This window comes from Streptomyces sp. AK08-02 (assembly GCF_033795085.1).
GTDB lineage: Bacteria > Actinomycetota > Actinomycetes > Streptomycetales > Streptomycetaceae > Streptomyces > Streptomyces echiniscabiei.
In genome coordinates this window covers 165,626-178,991 of the sequence record NZ_JARAZV010000015.1, presented here as the reverse complement: position 1 = coordinate 178,991, position 13,366 = coordinate 165,626, and the positions used below count along the sequence as shown (strand labels likewise).

Below are 13,366 nucleotides of genomic sequence, written 5' to 3'. Positions count from 1 at the left end.
AACAGGATGGGACGGGTAGGGGCGGCGGGGGCGAGAAAACCCGGCCATCACCCCGCGTCCAACACCCCCCGCCACTCAGCGACCGCAGCGACCGACACCCCCTTCCCCCACCCCTCCGGCCGAGCCGCACCCCCGATATGAAACGCGTCCACCCCCACCGCACGCAGCCTCGGCACATGCTCCAGCCGCAACCCGCCCCCCACAAGCAGCCGCTGCTCGTACCCGGGCTCCCCACGCCGCCCCGCCTCCGCGACCAGCGTGGGCAGCCCGGCGTCGACACCACCCGCAGACCCCGCGGTGAGGTAGGTGTCCAGACCCGGAAGCCCATCAAGCTGCTTGCGCAACGCGTCCCGGTCGACGGCATGATCGATCGCACGATGAAAGGTCCACCGGCAGCCACCGAGCTCGTCCACGACCCGCTCGACCGCGCCGAGATCGACAGCACCGTCCGCCCCCAGGAACCCGAGCACGAACTCCTCCGCACCCGCCCCCCGCAACTCCCCGGCGACCCGCACCAGCCGCTCGATGTCACCGGCGCCGAACCCGTCCGCCAGCCGCAGCATCACCCGCAGCGGGATGTCGACGGCGGCCCGGATCCCGGCGAAGGTCTCCACTGCCGGCGAGAGCCCGTCCGCCGCCATGTCGGTGACCAGCTCCAGCCGGTCCGCCCCTCCGTCCCGGGCGGCGACGGCGTCCTCGACACCGAGGGCGATCACCTCCAGGATCGCGCGCTCACTCATGGGTCCCCATTCATCGACGCCGACACCGCCGGCTACAGGTCCAGTCCCATCTACAGGTCTAGTCCAATCCAGAATACGCCCGCGCCCCACACCCCCGGCACTCACCCGCCGAACATGTTCAGCTCCCCCTCCTCGACCCCCGCCAGCTCGAAGGCCCCCACGCTCGCCCCCGCCACTGACCGCCCCGCGTACAACCGCACCAGTGCCGCACCGCTCCCGATGAACCGCCCCGGCGTCCGCGCCCCCGACACGTCCCCCAGCCGCAACGGCTCGTCCAGTTCGTCGACGTCCGCATGGAGCGGCACCAGCCCGTGCTCCCGGCTCAGCCGCGAGAGCAGGGCCAGGGCGTACGGCAGTCCGGGCCCCGCATAGGCCCCCGGTTCGCCGAGCGCCTCCCGTACGTCACCGGCATGCACCCACTCCCCCAGCGCGAGCCCGTCCAGCGCCCCGCCGCCCCCGGCGATCACGCCCCCGGCCCCGCTCATCCCCTTCTCCAGCTCGTCCAGGATCCGGGCATTCGTCCAGTCACCCCGCTCGGCGATGTCCCGGTCGTTCGCCTCCGGCGAGAACACCCCCTTCTCGAATCGCCCCTCGACCACCCTCGACAGCGCGGCCGAACAGTGCGCGAGCACCTCCCGCACAGTCCACTCGGGGCACCCGGCGGTCAGGATCCCGAAGTCCGCCTCGGGTCGGGCCCGCAGCAGCGGTATCAGCGTGTCGCGCTCGACGGTGAGGAGCCGCCCGGGCAGCTCGGGGTCACGTACGTCACTTGCATCAGCGGAAGACGTCATGCCTCCCACGCTAGGTGCCGTCCCGCCCCGGACGACAGAATTCCCGTATGCCCCATCAAGCCACCCCAGCCACCCCCGATGCCCTCGCCGCCCTCGCCGCCCTCCGCGCCCGCTGGACCCAGTCCCTGGAAGCGGCCCGCACCACCCCCGGCAACGGGAACGCCCCCGACCCCACCGCCTACGCCGACAACCTCCTCGCCCGCTACCAGGAACCCCGGCGCCGCTACCACACCGTCACCCACCTCACGGCGGTCCTGGACCACATCGACGTCCTGGAACGGGAACTCGAGCAGGCCGGGCCGCCCGCCCCCGCCCCCGACATCACCCCCGACCCCACCCTCGACCTGCCCCTCGTGCGTCTCGCCGCCTGGTTCCACGACGCCGTGTACGCCCCCGACCGCTCCGAGAACGAGGAGCGCTCCGCCCGTCTCGCCGAACGCGCGCTCACCGAAGCCGGCGTCTCCCCGGCGGGCACCGCGGAGGTGGCCCGTCTGGTCCGCCTCACGCTCACCCACGACCCCGCGCCCGACGACCGGAACGGCCAGGTCCTGTGCGACGCCGACCTAGCGATCCTGGCCGCCGCCCCGGACACGTACGCCGCCTACACGGCAGCCGTCCGCGAGGAGTACGCCTTCGTCCCCGACGACGCCTTCAGGGCGGGCCGGGCAGCGGTACTGCGCCAACTCCTCGACCTGCCACAGCTGTTCCGGACGCCGTACGGGACGGAGCACTGGGAGGAGCCGGCACGCGCCAACATCGCGGCGGAGCTGCGGCGGCTCGAAGAGGGCTCGGGCCCGATTTAATGCGTGTCCGTAACCGCACCCCACCCCCTATCCTCGCCGCATGCTGAGCATGGGCGGGAACGAAGTGGACGAGGCTGTCGCGAGCGCGGTGGCGCTGTTGCGGCAAGCGTTGGACCGGGACTGGGCGGAGGTCAACGCGGGGCGACTGGAGTGGAGTTGCCGGCAGACGGCCGAGCACGTCGCCAGTGACCTCATCGCGTACGCGGGGCAGCTGGCGGGCCGGGCGCAGAACGCGTACGTCCCCTTCCAGATCGGCATCGACGGCCGCGAGGACGGTCTGGACCCCGCCGACAACGCGGGCATCCTCGACGTTCTCACGACGACCGGCGCCCTGCTCACCGCCGCCGTCCGGACCGCGCCCCGCGACGCGCGCGGCTTCCACCCGTTCCCCTTCCGCAGCGCGAACCGCGAGGGCTTCGCCGCGATGGGTATCGCCGAAGTGCTGCTGCACGCCGACGACATGGCCGAGGGACTGGGGCTGCCGTACGAACCGCCCGCGCATCTCGCGGAGTTCGTCCTCACCCGGATCTTCCCGAACGTCCGGCCCGGCCCGGACCACTGGCAGACCCTGCTGTGGGCGACCGGCCGCGCCAACCTGCCCGGCCGCGCCCAGCTCACCGAGTGGCGCTGGACCAACAACCTGGTCCTCGACACCGAACGGCTCCGCCTGGAGGGTGTCACCCCGGCCGCCGCCGCCGATCTGAGCGCGGGCGGCACCGGCGGCTTCGACTGGGTCGAGGGCGGCCCCTTCGAGGGCACCCGGGAGGCCGCCGGGATGACGACGAAGGCGTACGAAGCGGGCGTGCACCGCCCGGAGTTCGGCCTGTTCGTCCTCGTACGGCGCGAGGACGACCGCGCGGTCGGCGGCATGGGTTTCCACGGCGCCCCCGACGAGGAGGGCAGGGCCGAGGTCGGCTACGACCTCGCGGAAGCCGCCCGTGGCAACGGCTACGCCACCGAGGCGCTGCGCACGCTGGCGGAGTGGGCGCTGGCCCGGGACGACGTACGGTCCCTGTTCGCGACCATCGAGCCGGGGAACGTCCCGTCCCAGGGAGTGATCGCTCGCGTCGGCTTCGTGCCGGTGAGTGCGGAACTCGACGAAGAGGGGCTGCAGGCCTACGAGTTGCGCGGCTGACGGCCAGGTCGGTCCACGTCGCCCACCCCGCGCACCGCGCCCGCGCCCGCCCCGCCCGCGACGCCCGGCCCGCGCGCTTCCTTCCGTCTGCGCAGTCCCGACCCGTGCAGCAGCCGTACCACCTCGCGGCTGCTGACCTCCACCGCCCCGGCGGCCACCACTTCTCCGTACCGGTGCGATGGGATGTCATAGTGGTCGCGCTCGAAGGCCCGGCGGGGCACCCCCAACAGGTCGGCGAACGCCTGCAGTTCGTCGTACGAGACGTCGCTCACCAGATGCGACCACAGGCGGCCGTGGCCGGGCCAGGTCGGCGGGTCTATGTAGAGGGTCACGACGACGCCGGTCCACCCGAGGCCGACGCCAGGCCGCCGACCGCCGAGACCCGCACCCCCGCCTTGTGGCACACCCACTGCGGGTCGGGGCCCAACTCGGGCTCGACCTCCAGGGCGTGCGGATCACCGGCGCCGCAGACCGGGCACAGCGGCCAGCGGCCGTAGGTCTCCAGCAGCGCGTCCTGGACGTCCTGCGCCACCAGCCCCGCCACGAAGCCCGCACCGTCCGGCCACTGCTCGACCCACCAGCGTCGCTGTACGACCGACTCCTCGACCATCGAGACGACGTCCGCCTCGGCGACCTCGCGGGCGGCCAGGTCGGCGAGCACCAGGGCGCGTGCCGCGTGCAACGCCTGCTCCAGTGGGGTGACGGGGTTACTGGGGTCGCCGTTGGGGGTCATGCACCCATTGTGCGCACTCTTGACCTGACATCCGAATGGAAAATATCTTTCATGACGTGAGCCGAGACGTGAAGGAAACTTTCGGAACAGTGGGCACTTCGGGCACGCCCGGCGGCCTCCCGGGTGTCACCCCGCCCGCGCCCGCCGCCCTCGCCGCCAAGGTGCGGACGCTGGCGCCCTCGATGACCCGCTCCATGCAGCGCGTCGCCGAGGCGGTCGCCGCGGATCCGGCCGGCTGCGCGGCCCTCACGGTCACCGGCCTCGCCGAACTCACCGGTACCAGCGAGGCGACGGTCGTCCGTACCGCCCGTCTGCTCGGCTACCCCGGCTACCGCGACCTGCGCCTCGCGCTCGCCGGCCTCGCCGCCCATCAGCAGTCGGGCCGCTCCCCCGCCGTGACCGCCGACATCGCGGTGGACGACCCGATCGCGGACGTCGTGGCGAAACTGGCGTACGACGAGCAGCAGACCCTCGCCGACACGGCCGCCGGGCTGGACATGGCCCAGCTGTCCGCCGCCGTCGGCGCGCTGGCCGCCGCCCGCCGCATCGACATCTACGGCGTCGGCGCCTCCGGACTGGTCGCCCAGGACCTCACCCAGAAGCTGCTGCGCATAGGACTGGTGGCGCACGCCCACAGCGACCCGCACCTCGCCGTCACCAACGCCGTGCAGCTGCGCGCGAGGGACGTCGCCGTCGCGATCACGCACTCCGGGTCGACTGGTGACGTCATCGAGCCGCTGCGCGTCGCCTTCGAGCGCGGGGCCACGACGGTCGCGATCACCGGGCGGCCGGACGGGCCCGTCGCGCAGTACGCCGACCACGTACTCACCACATCCACGGCCCGCGAGAGCGAGCTGCGCCCTGCTGCCATGTCGTCCCGCACCAGCCAACTCCTGGTCGTGGACTGCCTGTTCATAGGCGTGGCACAGCAGACGTACGAGACGGCCGCCCCGGCCCTGTCCGCCTCCTACGAGGCCCTGGCCCACCGCCACACCCCGCGCGGCGGCGCGACATCGCGCCGCTAGGACGCAAGCCCCACCGGAACAGCCGTAACGGCGTTACCAGTCGTCACCACCACAACTGCCGTAACTGCCGCAACTGCCGTCCCGGGAGATCGGAAAGAGCAGCACGCCATGACCTCAACCGCTGACGCCTCCTCCAACCACCGCGCTCTGAAAGAGGAGTTGGAGTCGCTGACGACCGAGGCGTTCCGCCCGGAGCTGGCCGAGATCGACCAGCTTCCCACCCTCGACATCGCCAGGCTGATGAACGCCGAGGACACGACCGTCCCGGCCGCCGTCGCCGCACGGCTCCCGGAGATCGCCGCCGCGATCGACGCCCTGGCGGCCCGGATGGCACGCGGGGGCCGGCTGATCTACGCGGGCGCGGGTACGCCCGGCCGCCTCGGCGTGCTGGACGCGTCCGAGTGCCCGCCCACCTTCAACACCGACCCCGCCCAGGTCATGGGCGTGATCGCGGGCGGCCCCGAGGCCATGTTCGTCTCCGTCGAGGGCGCCGAGGACTCCAAGGAGCTGGCGGCCGGTGACCTCGACGCGCTCGGCGTCACCGCCCTGGACACGGTGGTCGGCGTCTCGGCGTCCGGCCGTACGCCGTACGCGGTCGGTGCCGTCGAACACGCCCGCGCGCTGGGCGCGTTGACGATCGGCCTGTCCTGCAACGAGCGCAGTGCGCTCGCGGCGGCGGCCGAGCACGGCATCGAGGTCGTCGTCGGGCCCGAGCTGCTGACCGGCTCGACGCGCCTGAAGGCGGGCACGGCCCAGAAGCTGGTCCTCAACATGCTGTCGACGATCACGATGATCCGGCTCGGCAAGACGTACGGGAACCTGATGGTCGACGTACGGGCGTCGAACGAGAAGCTCCGGGCCCGGTCCCGCCGGATCGTGGCCCTGGCGACGGGGGCGGGCGACGAGGAGACCGAGGCCGCGCTCGCGGCGACGGACGGGGAGACGAAGAACGCGATCCTCGTCCTCCTCGGCTCGGTCGACGGCCCGACGGCCGCCCGCCTCCTCACGGAGAACGACGGCCACCTGCGGGCAGCACTGGCGGCGGCCCTTCGATGACGGGTCGATGACGGGCCGCTGATTCACTCACCCGTTCGTGGGTCGGGCAGGATGGGCGCCATGACCGAGATCCACACCCCCCGCCTCCTCCTCCGCCGCTGGACCGACGACGACCTCGTGCCCCTGTCGGAGATCCTCGCGGACTCCCAGGTCATGCGCTGGGTCGACGACGGTTCGGTGCGCGACCTGGAGTACGCGGCGGAGGCCATCGAGCGGTGGGAGGAGGAGTGGGACGAGGAGGGCTTCGGCCTCTTCGCCGTCGAACTGCTCGCCTCGGGCGAACTGATCGGCGCTGTCGGCCTGTCCGTGCCCGAGTTCCTGCCGGAGGTCGCGCACGACGTGGCGATCAGCTGGCTGCTCGGCTCCCAGTTCTGGGGCCAGGGGTACGCCTCCGAGGCCGCCCACGCCACCCTGGAGTTCGCCCTCCAGGACCGCGGCCTCGACCGCGTGATCAGCATCAGCCGAGGGGGCGACGACGCCTCCGAGAACATCATCCGCAAGCTGGGCCTGACGGAGGAGCGGGACACGACCCACCCCGTGTACGGCCACCAGCTGCTCGTCCACGCGATCGACCTGACGGAGTTCGAGGCATAGCCACAGCCGCAACCCCAGGCATACGCGTACTCCGGCCCGTGTTGTCAGTGGCGTGTGCGACGGTGGAGACCGCTGAGCGCTCAGCACATCGCACCAAACGCACATCCACATGCACGCCGAAGGGACGACCACCGTGAACCACGCCCAGCTGACCGCCCTCGGGCGAGCCCTGCGCGTCCTCGGCGAGCACGGGGACGCACTCACCGGCGACACCCCCGACACGAAGCTGCACGAGATCAAGGCCGACCTGAAGCGGGCCCTGGCGATCCTGGACGACACGGTGACCGGCTCGGCGCCCACCACCCGCTGCGCCGAGCACCCCAACGGCCCGGTGGACGAGAGCGCGAACGACCTCTGCCTGCTCTGCGAGACGCGCCGCCGCAGCGCCCGCCGCTCCCAGCAGAACGGCACCTACCCGCCGGCCCGCCACACCGACCCGGAATCGGCACCCCCCGAGCGCACGATGTCCCGCTACGGCATCCGCGCGGACCGCCCCCAGCCCCAGCAGCGCTGGATCCCCGAGGTCTGGACCGGCCAGAACTGGCAACTCTGCGGCACCCCGCGCCGCGACCGCACAGAAGCCGAGCACTACCTCTCCGCCGAGCGCCGCGCCCCCCACCCAGGAATCGCCTACCGCCTGGTCCACGAGTTCACCGACTACGAGGTCCTGCGCATCTGGGGCACACCGGTGAAGGTGGACATCGAACCGATGGGCAACCTGTAACCGCCCCCGGCGCCCCAACACCCCTCAAGAGAAGCCCCGGTCGCCGCAAACCTTGATCCACACGACCGGGTGAACGAGGTCCCTCGTCCGGGGCAAGGCGACGGATCGGACGGCCGGTGATCGTCGATGCTGCCGGTGTCCGACTCATTCGTTGCCGTTCCTTCACGGGGAGATCTTCCTTGAACGTCCGCCGCTTCCTGTCCTCCGCCCTGGCCGTCGTCGGCCCCCTGACCAGCGCCCTGGTGCTCGCCGTCGCGACCCCGGCGGCCACGGCCGCAGCCAACCCCTGCGGGTACTACGCGACAAGCAGCGACGCGTACTACAACCACTGCACGAGCGACGGCTCGCACATCGTGATCGAGGTCGAGGTGTGGGGCCCGAACTACGAGAAGTGCGTGCTCCCGGGCGTCACCTGGCTCGGCAGCACCAGCAGGATCGACGACGCGTGGTACGTCGGCCGCACCTGCTGACCTGACGACAGCTGCCGCGCCCTGATCCGGCCCGACCTCGTCCGGGCCGGATCACCCCGCCCGCCTCAAGGCAGCCGCCCCTCCCGGTTGACCCGCCGCACCCGCTCCCGCAGCACCTCCCCCGGCGGTACGTCCCCCAGCGCGTCCGGCGGACAGTCCCACTCCCGCCCGCCGCCCACGGGCCGCAGCTGCACGTATCCGCCCTCGCGCCCCATGACCTCGCCGATCCGCCCGTCGCGCACATCGAGGGCGTACGCCACCTCACGCACCCTCGTCGTCCCCCACGGCCAGGCCCTCCAGCACGGCGGCCAGCCGCGTCGCCGTACGGACGTTGCAGCGCCCGAGGACGACCAGGGCGAAGGGTTCGTCACTCGCACCGCTCACGGGGTCGACGCCGAGGGAGGGCAGGGCGACCCCGACCTCTTTCAACGCGGCCCTCAACCGCGCCACCACCTCGTCCGTCGTCAGCAGTCGCCCGTTCGACATCAGCTCCACCATGCCCACACCTCTCCACTCTGAGTATTCGCGTTCTCCACACAGAGTGGCGACCACGCGTCTAGCCTGGCCAGAGGGGGCGACCCAACAACCCCGGGTGTCCGACAGGGAGTTGCCATGGCAGGACCGAAGGATCTGGACCCGTCTTCCTCACCCCGGGCGATGATCGGCGCCGAACTGCGTCACGCGCGCGAGAGGAAGGGACTCAGCCAGACCGAACTGGGCGCACCGCTCTTCGTCAGCGGTTCGTTCATCGGCCAGTTGGAGGTCGGGACGCGACGCCTGCACCTCGAATACGCCATCCCGATAGACCAGATCCTCGAAACGGACGGCTTTTTCGAGCGCAACTGCCGGGCGCTGGCCAAGTCCAAGTACCCCGACCACTTCGCGGAGGCAGCGGAGGCGGAGGCGATCGCTACGGCGATCAGGGAGTACTCACAGCTCCTCATCCCGGGCTTGTTGCAGACGAAGGCGTACGCGGAAGCCGTTTTTCGGGCCTATAAGCCGACTGCAATGGACGTCGAAATCGACACCCTCGTAGCTGCCCGCCTTGAACGCGCCCACCTCCTCGACGATCCAACAAACCCTCTGTTGTGGGCAATCCTCGACGAGGCCGCCCTCCGGCGGACGGTCGGCGGAGGCACGGTGATGGCGGAGGCGCTGCGTCACGTGGCGGAGCTGGCACGCCAGCACCGGATCATCGTGCAGGTGCTGCCTTTCGGCGCGGGTGCGCACGCGGCCATGCACGGCTCCCTGAAACTCATGGAGTTCGAGGGAGCGCCGCCGCTCTCCTTCGTCGAGGGCCACGACATGGGCAAACTGCTGGACGACCCGGCGACAGTCGCTCGCCACACCCTGATGTTCAACCTCCTCCAGGCGGCGGCACTTTCGCCTCAGGATTCGCTGGCCCTGCTGGAGTCGGTGGCGCAGGATTACGAGCATGGAGAAGAGCACCCGTGAGTACGACCTGAGCGCTGCCACCTGGTACAAGTCCAGCTACAGCGGTGGCGACGGCGGCAACTGCCTGGAAGTCGCCCGCTGGCGAAAGTCGACACACAGCGGCGGCGACGGCGCCGACTGCCTGGAGGTGGCGGACGGCCACCCCGCCCTCGTCCCCGTCCGCGACTCCAAGAATCCCCTCGGCCCGAAGCTCGCGTTCCGGGCCGAGGCGTGGGAGATGTTCGTCGACGACCTCAAGCGCCCGTAGGTCAACTGGCCCCGCCAAGCGTCCCGAAGCTCAAGCGGCCAGCTCCGAGCCCTCTTTCTGAGGATGGGGAGGCGGGCCTCAACCCGCCCTCCCTCCCCGTGTGTTGACTTGACGCGTTCGGCTTGCCACGCAGAGTCACGAGCAGCTAGCGTGCCCAGAAGCAAAAAAAGCAACCCCCATCAGGTGGTGAGACACCTGACAGGGGTTTAACCGTAGAGATCCACTGAGGAGATCCCGTGGCTGAGGCCAACTTTAGTGCTGCCGTCCCGCCCGTGCACGCGTCCCCGCCCCACCCGATGGCCAATCCCGGTTACGGCAAACGCGACGCCCCCGATCAACGCCCCCGCACGAACCACGACTTCGCGCATCTCCCGCCCCGCGAGGCAGCGGTGGCCGCGTACATCGACCGGCTGCCCGGCGGAGCCGACATCTCCGTGAAGACGCTGGCCAAGCACCTCCCGTACGGCCAGTGCGCGCTCCGCACGGCCCTCAACAACCTTCACCAGGCGGGCCACCTGCGCCGGGGCCGCGAACACGTGACCGGCTCCGGCAGCCAACTCTGGATCACCCGGACGTGGTTCACCCGCACGGCACGGGGCGACGGCTGGTGGGCGTCGTTCACGCGGGGCGACGTACCGGCGGAACACGAGGCGGAGTCCCCGGAGGAACCGGACCGCCACCGTCCGACCCGCTCCCGGGCGTTCGTCCTGCTCGCCGCCCTGGGCCGTACCGTGCCCGCGCTGTCCCTCTCCCAGGCAGACTGTGCGGAGCTGGCGCCGCTGGTCGGGGAGTGGTTCGAGCGAGGGGCTGACGAGGAGTCCGTACGGCATGCCCTGACCGCCGGTCTGCCGACGCCGGTCCACCACCCGGCCGCCCTGATCCGCAGGCGCCTGACCAGCAAGATGCCACCCGAGCCCGCCGCCGTACGGCCGCCGCTGCGGATGCTGGAGTGCGCGAAGTGCGGGGTGCCGGGGCGGGCGGAGGCGCTGGCGGGGGGCGTGTGCGGGGATTGCCGGGGCGAGCGCGCCCCCACCCACTCCAGTGCGCCCCCGTCCAGCCGGACGATCCAGGCTCGCGCAGCCGAGATCCGCGCGGCGCTGATCGACCGACGCCGGGAAAGGCCACGCGTATGAGCGCTCCGACAGCGCGCCGACACCGCCCCGGGGCACCATGGTGGGAAGGAGGCGATCCCACCATGACCTTTGGCACCAGGCGCCCGCAGATGTCCCAGGAGGACTTCGAAGAGCTGGCCCGCAAGGCCCCCGCGAACGTACGGCTCGAACTCGTCGACGGGATGCTCCGCATACAGGAACCGCTAGGTGTCGAAGACTTCGAGGAGTTGGAGCGGCGGGCACCCGAGACCGTACGGATGGAGTACCTCACCGGAAAACTAGAGGTCAAGGCCATGTCCGACGGCGACCATAGCTGCATCTTCATGTGGCTGCTCCGTCAGTTCCTGCTGCAGCGGCCCGACCTGAACCTCATGCCCCGTCCCGGCATCAGGATCGAGGCCGACCGCAACGGACGCGCTCGCCCGGACGGGACCCTCGTACCGGTGGACCATTTCAGGGGGCACAGCGAATGGTCCGACTCCGTCGGCATCCTGATGGCTCTCGAAATCACCACCCTCGACAGAGACACGAACAAGCGCGACCGCATCGACAAGCCCCTCGGCTACGCGGCGGCCGACATCCCCGTCTATCTCCTCATCGACCGCGACAACAACACCGTCACCGTGTTCAGCGAACCGAAGGACGGACAGTACCGGCAGACCGCCGCCTCCCCCTGGGGAGCGACCGTCGACATCCCCGCCCCCGTGGGCATCACCCTCGACACCGAGAAACTCAAGGACTATGCCGACTGACCCGCTGGAAGAACCAGGCAGCCCGAGCGTGGGCAACAGGCCGGCGCCGTCCGCGCCGGAGAGCGGCGTCCTCGACCGGCTGGCCGCTCTGCAACGCAGCGCGGGAAACACCGCTGTCGTACGTTTCCTGAGTCCCCCGGAAGCGGAAGGGGCGGGGACGGCGGCCGAGCGGGAAGACCGTCCGGCCGGTGACGAAGGCGAGCGCTGAGCAGAGATCAAAAACGGGGCTGGACAGCGCTCAACGCGGGAATCAGTCCGCCGCGCCCGGGTCGTCGAAGTTCTTGTACTTGTCGGCGGGGAAGCCACCCGTGATGCCGGCCAACTGGCCCGCGTCGGCGCCCGTGGGCCTGTAGTGGCCGCTGTCGTTCGTCCATTTTTCCAGGACACCGTTGGTGAACACGGCGGTGCCCGCCCAGTACACGTGCCCGTCACCCTGCTTCGTGGCCTTGGCGAGCGCGGAATGCCCCTCCTCGTTACCGGTGCCGACCTGCGAAGCCATGATCTTGCCCGGCTTCCGGACGGGGATCACGAAGTTGAATTTGCCGTTCGCCAGTGACGGTGCCCCGTACGTCTTGCGGTCCGCGCGAAGTGCCACGGAGTACAGCATCGTCGAGAGATCCAGGGTGAGCTTGTAACGGCCGCCACTGCGCTCCTGGACCGTCATGTCGTTGGCGAACGCGACCGTCCCCTGCATAGGCACGGGAAGCGATACCTCCAGCTGGTTCTCCAGCTTGGCGGCCATGTCGTCCTTGCCCTGCGACCGCAGCAGCCGGGCGGTCCGTGTCAGGGCCGAAGCCGACCGGGCCGCCTCCACGTCCTCCGGGGTCACCCGCCGGGTGCGCTGGACCGCGACACCACCGGTCGCGACACCACCGGTCGCGACCCGCTGCACGTCATGCCCGCAGGCATGCCCGTGCTGGTGCTGCTCGCCATCGTTCGTCCTGGCGCCGCCATCGTTCGTCCGGCCGTCGGAGGCGATCCGCTGGACGGGCGCGGGCCCCTGCATGACCCGTTCCGCCGTGTCGACAGCGTGACGCTCGCCGCTGTCCGCCTCCTCCGAGATGCTCAGACCGGCGCCGTTGTCCACGCCCGGGACGGGCCCCTTCTGCTGGTCGAGCGTGTGTGCCAGCTCGTGCGCCCAGTCCTTCTGGCTCATCCCGCCACCGTCGACGATGTCCTGACCCGTGGTGAACGCCCTGGCCTCGACGGCCGCCGCCGCCTCCCGCGCGGCGGCTCCGTCGTGCACCCTGACCCCGCTGAAGTCGGCGCCGTCGAAACGTGCCTGCATCTCGTTCTTAAGGCCGGGCTCCAGCGGGCGCCACGGCGACTGCAGGGCGTTGTCCACGGCGACGCGCTGCACCTGGGCGTGGTCCGCGACCTCTTCCTCACGGTCGCCGCGTCCACTCCCGTTGGCCGCGACACGCTGCAAGTGGGTCAGCCAGGCGCTCGACAGTCCCGCGCGAGGCGTGCCGACACGCGACGCGGTCGAGGGCTGTCCGCTCCTGCGAGCGTGTCCATGTCCTAGGTGATGCACGCGAGTCCTCTTCCGAAGCGAGGGAGTTTGCTTCCCGTTCTACGACAGCGCAGAGGTCGCGGCAAGATCCGCACGGGCAGACCTGCTGCCCTTCTGGTGCGCGTTCACGACGACAGCGGGCCGGGGACCGGCACGGAAGCCGATGCTCCGTTTCCAGTCCCCGGCCCTACTCCCTACTCCCTGCTCCCTGCTCCC

Annotated in this window: 19 protein-coding genes; 12 read left to right on the top strand and 7 right to left on the bottom strand. The window is 71.0% G+C overall.

Annotated features, from left to right (window positions below; translation table 11 throughout):
- Window positions 1–47: 47 nt before the first annotated feature.
- Complete coding sequence (locus tag PV734_RS30390) at window positions 48–740, bottom strand: copper homeostasis protein CutC (RefSeq protein WP_319292848.1); 693 nt, start codon at window positions 738–740, stop codon at window positions 48–50.
- 101 nt (window positions 741–841) lie between these two features.
- Complete coding sequence (locus PV734_RS30385; RefSeq protein WP_319292846.1) at window positions 842–1,531, bottom strand: maleylpyruvate isomerase family mycothiol-dependent enzyme; 690 nt, start codon at window positions 1,529–1,531, stop codon at window positions 842–844.
- A 47-nt stretch (window positions 1,532–1,578) separates the two neighbouring features.
- Here PV734_RS30385 and PV734_RS30380 point away from each other — a divergent pair, with 47 nt between their 5' ends.
- Window positions 1,579–2,334: a hypothetical protein gene (locus tag PV734_RS30380; protein ID WP_319292844.1), complete on the top strand. Its 756-nt coding sequence runs from the start codon at window positions 1,579–1,581 to the stop codon at window positions 2,332–2,334.
- A 40-nt stretch (window positions 2,335–2,374) separates the two neighbouring features.
- Window positions 2,375–3,469, top strand: coding sequence for a GNAT family N-acetyltransferase (locus PV734_RS30375; RefSeq protein WP_415924289.1), 1,095 nt, complete (start codon window positions 2,375–2,377; stop codon window positions 3,467–3,469).
- Here the strand turns inward: PV734_RS30375 and PV734_RS30370 are convergent.
- Window positions 3,451–3,801: a DUF4031 domain-containing protein gene (locus tag PV734_RS30370; protein ID WP_319097225.1), complete on the bottom strand. Its 351-nt coding sequence runs from the start codon at window positions 3,799–3,801 to the stop codon at window positions 3,451–3,453. The genes PV734_RS30375 and PV734_RS30370 overlap by 19 nt on opposite strands.
- The gene (locus tag PV734_RS30365; protein ID WP_319292842.1) at window positions 3,798–4,202 is read right to left on the bottom strand and encodes a hypothetical protein; all 405 of its coding nucleotides are present in this window, start codon (window positions 4,200–4,202) and stop codon (window positions 3,798–3,800) included. Before PV734_RS30365 ends, PV734_RS30370 begins: the two co-directional genes overlap by 4 nt.
- A gap of 56 nt (window positions 4,203–4,258) precedes the next feature.
- On the opposite strand from PV734_RS30365, the gene PV734_RS30360 reads away from it, so the two are divergent.
- From PV734_RS30360 to PV734_RS30340, 5 genes are all read left to right on the top strand, one after another.
- Window positions 4,259–5,227 carry a MurR/RpiR family transcriptional regulator gene (locus tag PV734_RS30360; protein WP_319097223.1) on the top strand — a complete coding sequence of 323 codons (969 nt, stop codon included), beginning with the start codon at window positions 4,259–4,261 and terminating at the stop codon, window positions 5,225–5,227.
- A 108-nt stretch (window positions 5,228–5,335) separates the two neighbouring features.
- A complete protein-coding gene (gene murQ, locus PV734_RS30355; protein ID WP_319292841.1) occupies window positions 5,336–6,283 on the top strand; it encodes an N-acetylmuramic acid 6-phosphate etherase in 948 nt (315 codons plus the stop codon).
- A gap of 60 nt (window positions 6,284–6,343) precedes the next feature.
- Window positions 6,344–6,877, top strand: coding sequence for a GNAT family N-acetyltransferase (locus PV734_RS30350; RefSeq protein ID WP_319097221.1), 534 nt, complete (start codon window positions 6,344–6,346; stop codon window positions 6,875–6,877).
- Between the two features lie 133 nt (window positions 6,878–7,010).
- Window positions 7,011–7,601: a hypothetical protein gene (locus PV734_RS30345; RefSeq protein WP_319097248.1), complete on the top strand. Its 591-nt coding sequence runs from the start codon at window positions 7,011–7,013 to the stop codon at window positions 7,599–7,601.
- 179 nt (window positions 7,602–7,780) lie between these two features.
- The gene (locus tag PV734_RS30340) at window positions 7,781–8,071 is read left to right on the top strand and encodes a DUF6355 family natural product biosynthesis protein (protein ID WP_319292839.1); all 291 of its coding nucleotides are present in this window, start codon (window positions 7,781–7,783) and stop codon (window positions 8,069–8,071) included.
- Window positions 8,072–8,136: 65 nt separating this feature from the next.
- Here the strand turns inward: PV734_RS30340 and PV734_RS30335 are convergent, their stop codons facing one another.
- Window positions 8,137–8,340 (bottom strand): hypothetical protein, encoded by a 204-nt coding sequence (locus tag PV734_RS30335; RefSeq protein WP_319097251.1) that lies wholly within the window; start codon window positions 8,338–8,340, stop codon window positions 8,137–8,139.
- Window positions 8,333–8,569: a hypothetical protein gene (locus PV734_RS30330; RefSeq protein WP_319097218.1), complete on the bottom strand. Its 237-nt coding sequence runs from the start codon at window positions 8,567–8,569 to the stop codon at window positions 8,333–8,335. The genes PV734_RS30335 and PV734_RS30330 overlap by 8 nt, the downstream gene beginning before the upstream one ends.
- Window positions 8,570–8,683: 114 nt before the next feature.
- On the opposite strand from PV734_RS30330, the gene PV734_RS30325 reads away from it, so the two are divergent.
- From PV734_RS30325 to PV734_RS30305, 5 genes are all read left to right on the top strand, one after another.
- Window positions 8,684–9,526: a helix-turn-helix transcriptional regulator gene (locus PV734_RS30325; RefSeq protein WP_319097217.1), complete on the top strand. Its 843-nt coding sequence runs from the start codon at window positions 8,684–8,686 to the stop codon at window positions 9,524–9,526.
- Complete coding sequence (locus PV734_RS30320; protein WP_319097216.1) at window positions 9,507–9,773, top strand: DUF397 domain-containing protein; 267 nt, start codon at window positions 9,507–9,509, stop codon at window positions 9,771–9,773. The genes PV734_RS30325 and PV734_RS30320 overlap by 20 nt, the downstream gene beginning before the upstream one ends.
- 296 nt (window positions 9,774–10,069) lie before the next feature.
- The gene (locus PV734_RS30315; protein WP_319292978.1) at window positions 10,070–10,906 is read left to right on the top strand and encodes a hypothetical protein; all 837 of its coding nucleotides are present in this window, start codon (window positions 10,070–10,072) and stop codon (window positions 10,904–10,906) included.
- A 62-nt stretch (window positions 10,907–10,968) separates the two neighbouring features.
- Complete coding sequence (locus tag PV734_RS30310; RefSeq protein WP_319292837.1) at window positions 10,969–11,637, top strand: Uma2 family endonuclease; 669 nt, start codon at window positions 10,969–10,971, stop codon at window positions 11,635–11,637.
- Window positions 11,627–11,845 carry a hypothetical protein gene (locus PV734_RS30305; RefSeq protein WP_319292835.1) on the top strand — a complete coding sequence of 73 codons (219 nt, stop codon included), beginning with the start codon at window positions 11,627–11,629 and terminating at the stop codon, window positions 11,843–11,845. The genes PV734_RS30310 and PV734_RS30305 overlap by 11 nt, the downstream gene beginning before the upstream one ends.
- Before the next feature lie 42 nt (window positions 11,846–11,887).
- Here the strand turns inward: PV734_RS30305 and PV734_RS30300 are convergent, their stop codons facing one another.
- Entirely contained in the window at window positions 11,888–13,066 is a 1,179-nt protein-coding gene (locus tag PV734_RS30300; protein ID WP_319292833.1) for a DUF4157 domain-containing protein, read from the bottom strand.
- Window positions 13,067–13,366: the final 300 nt, after the last annotated feature.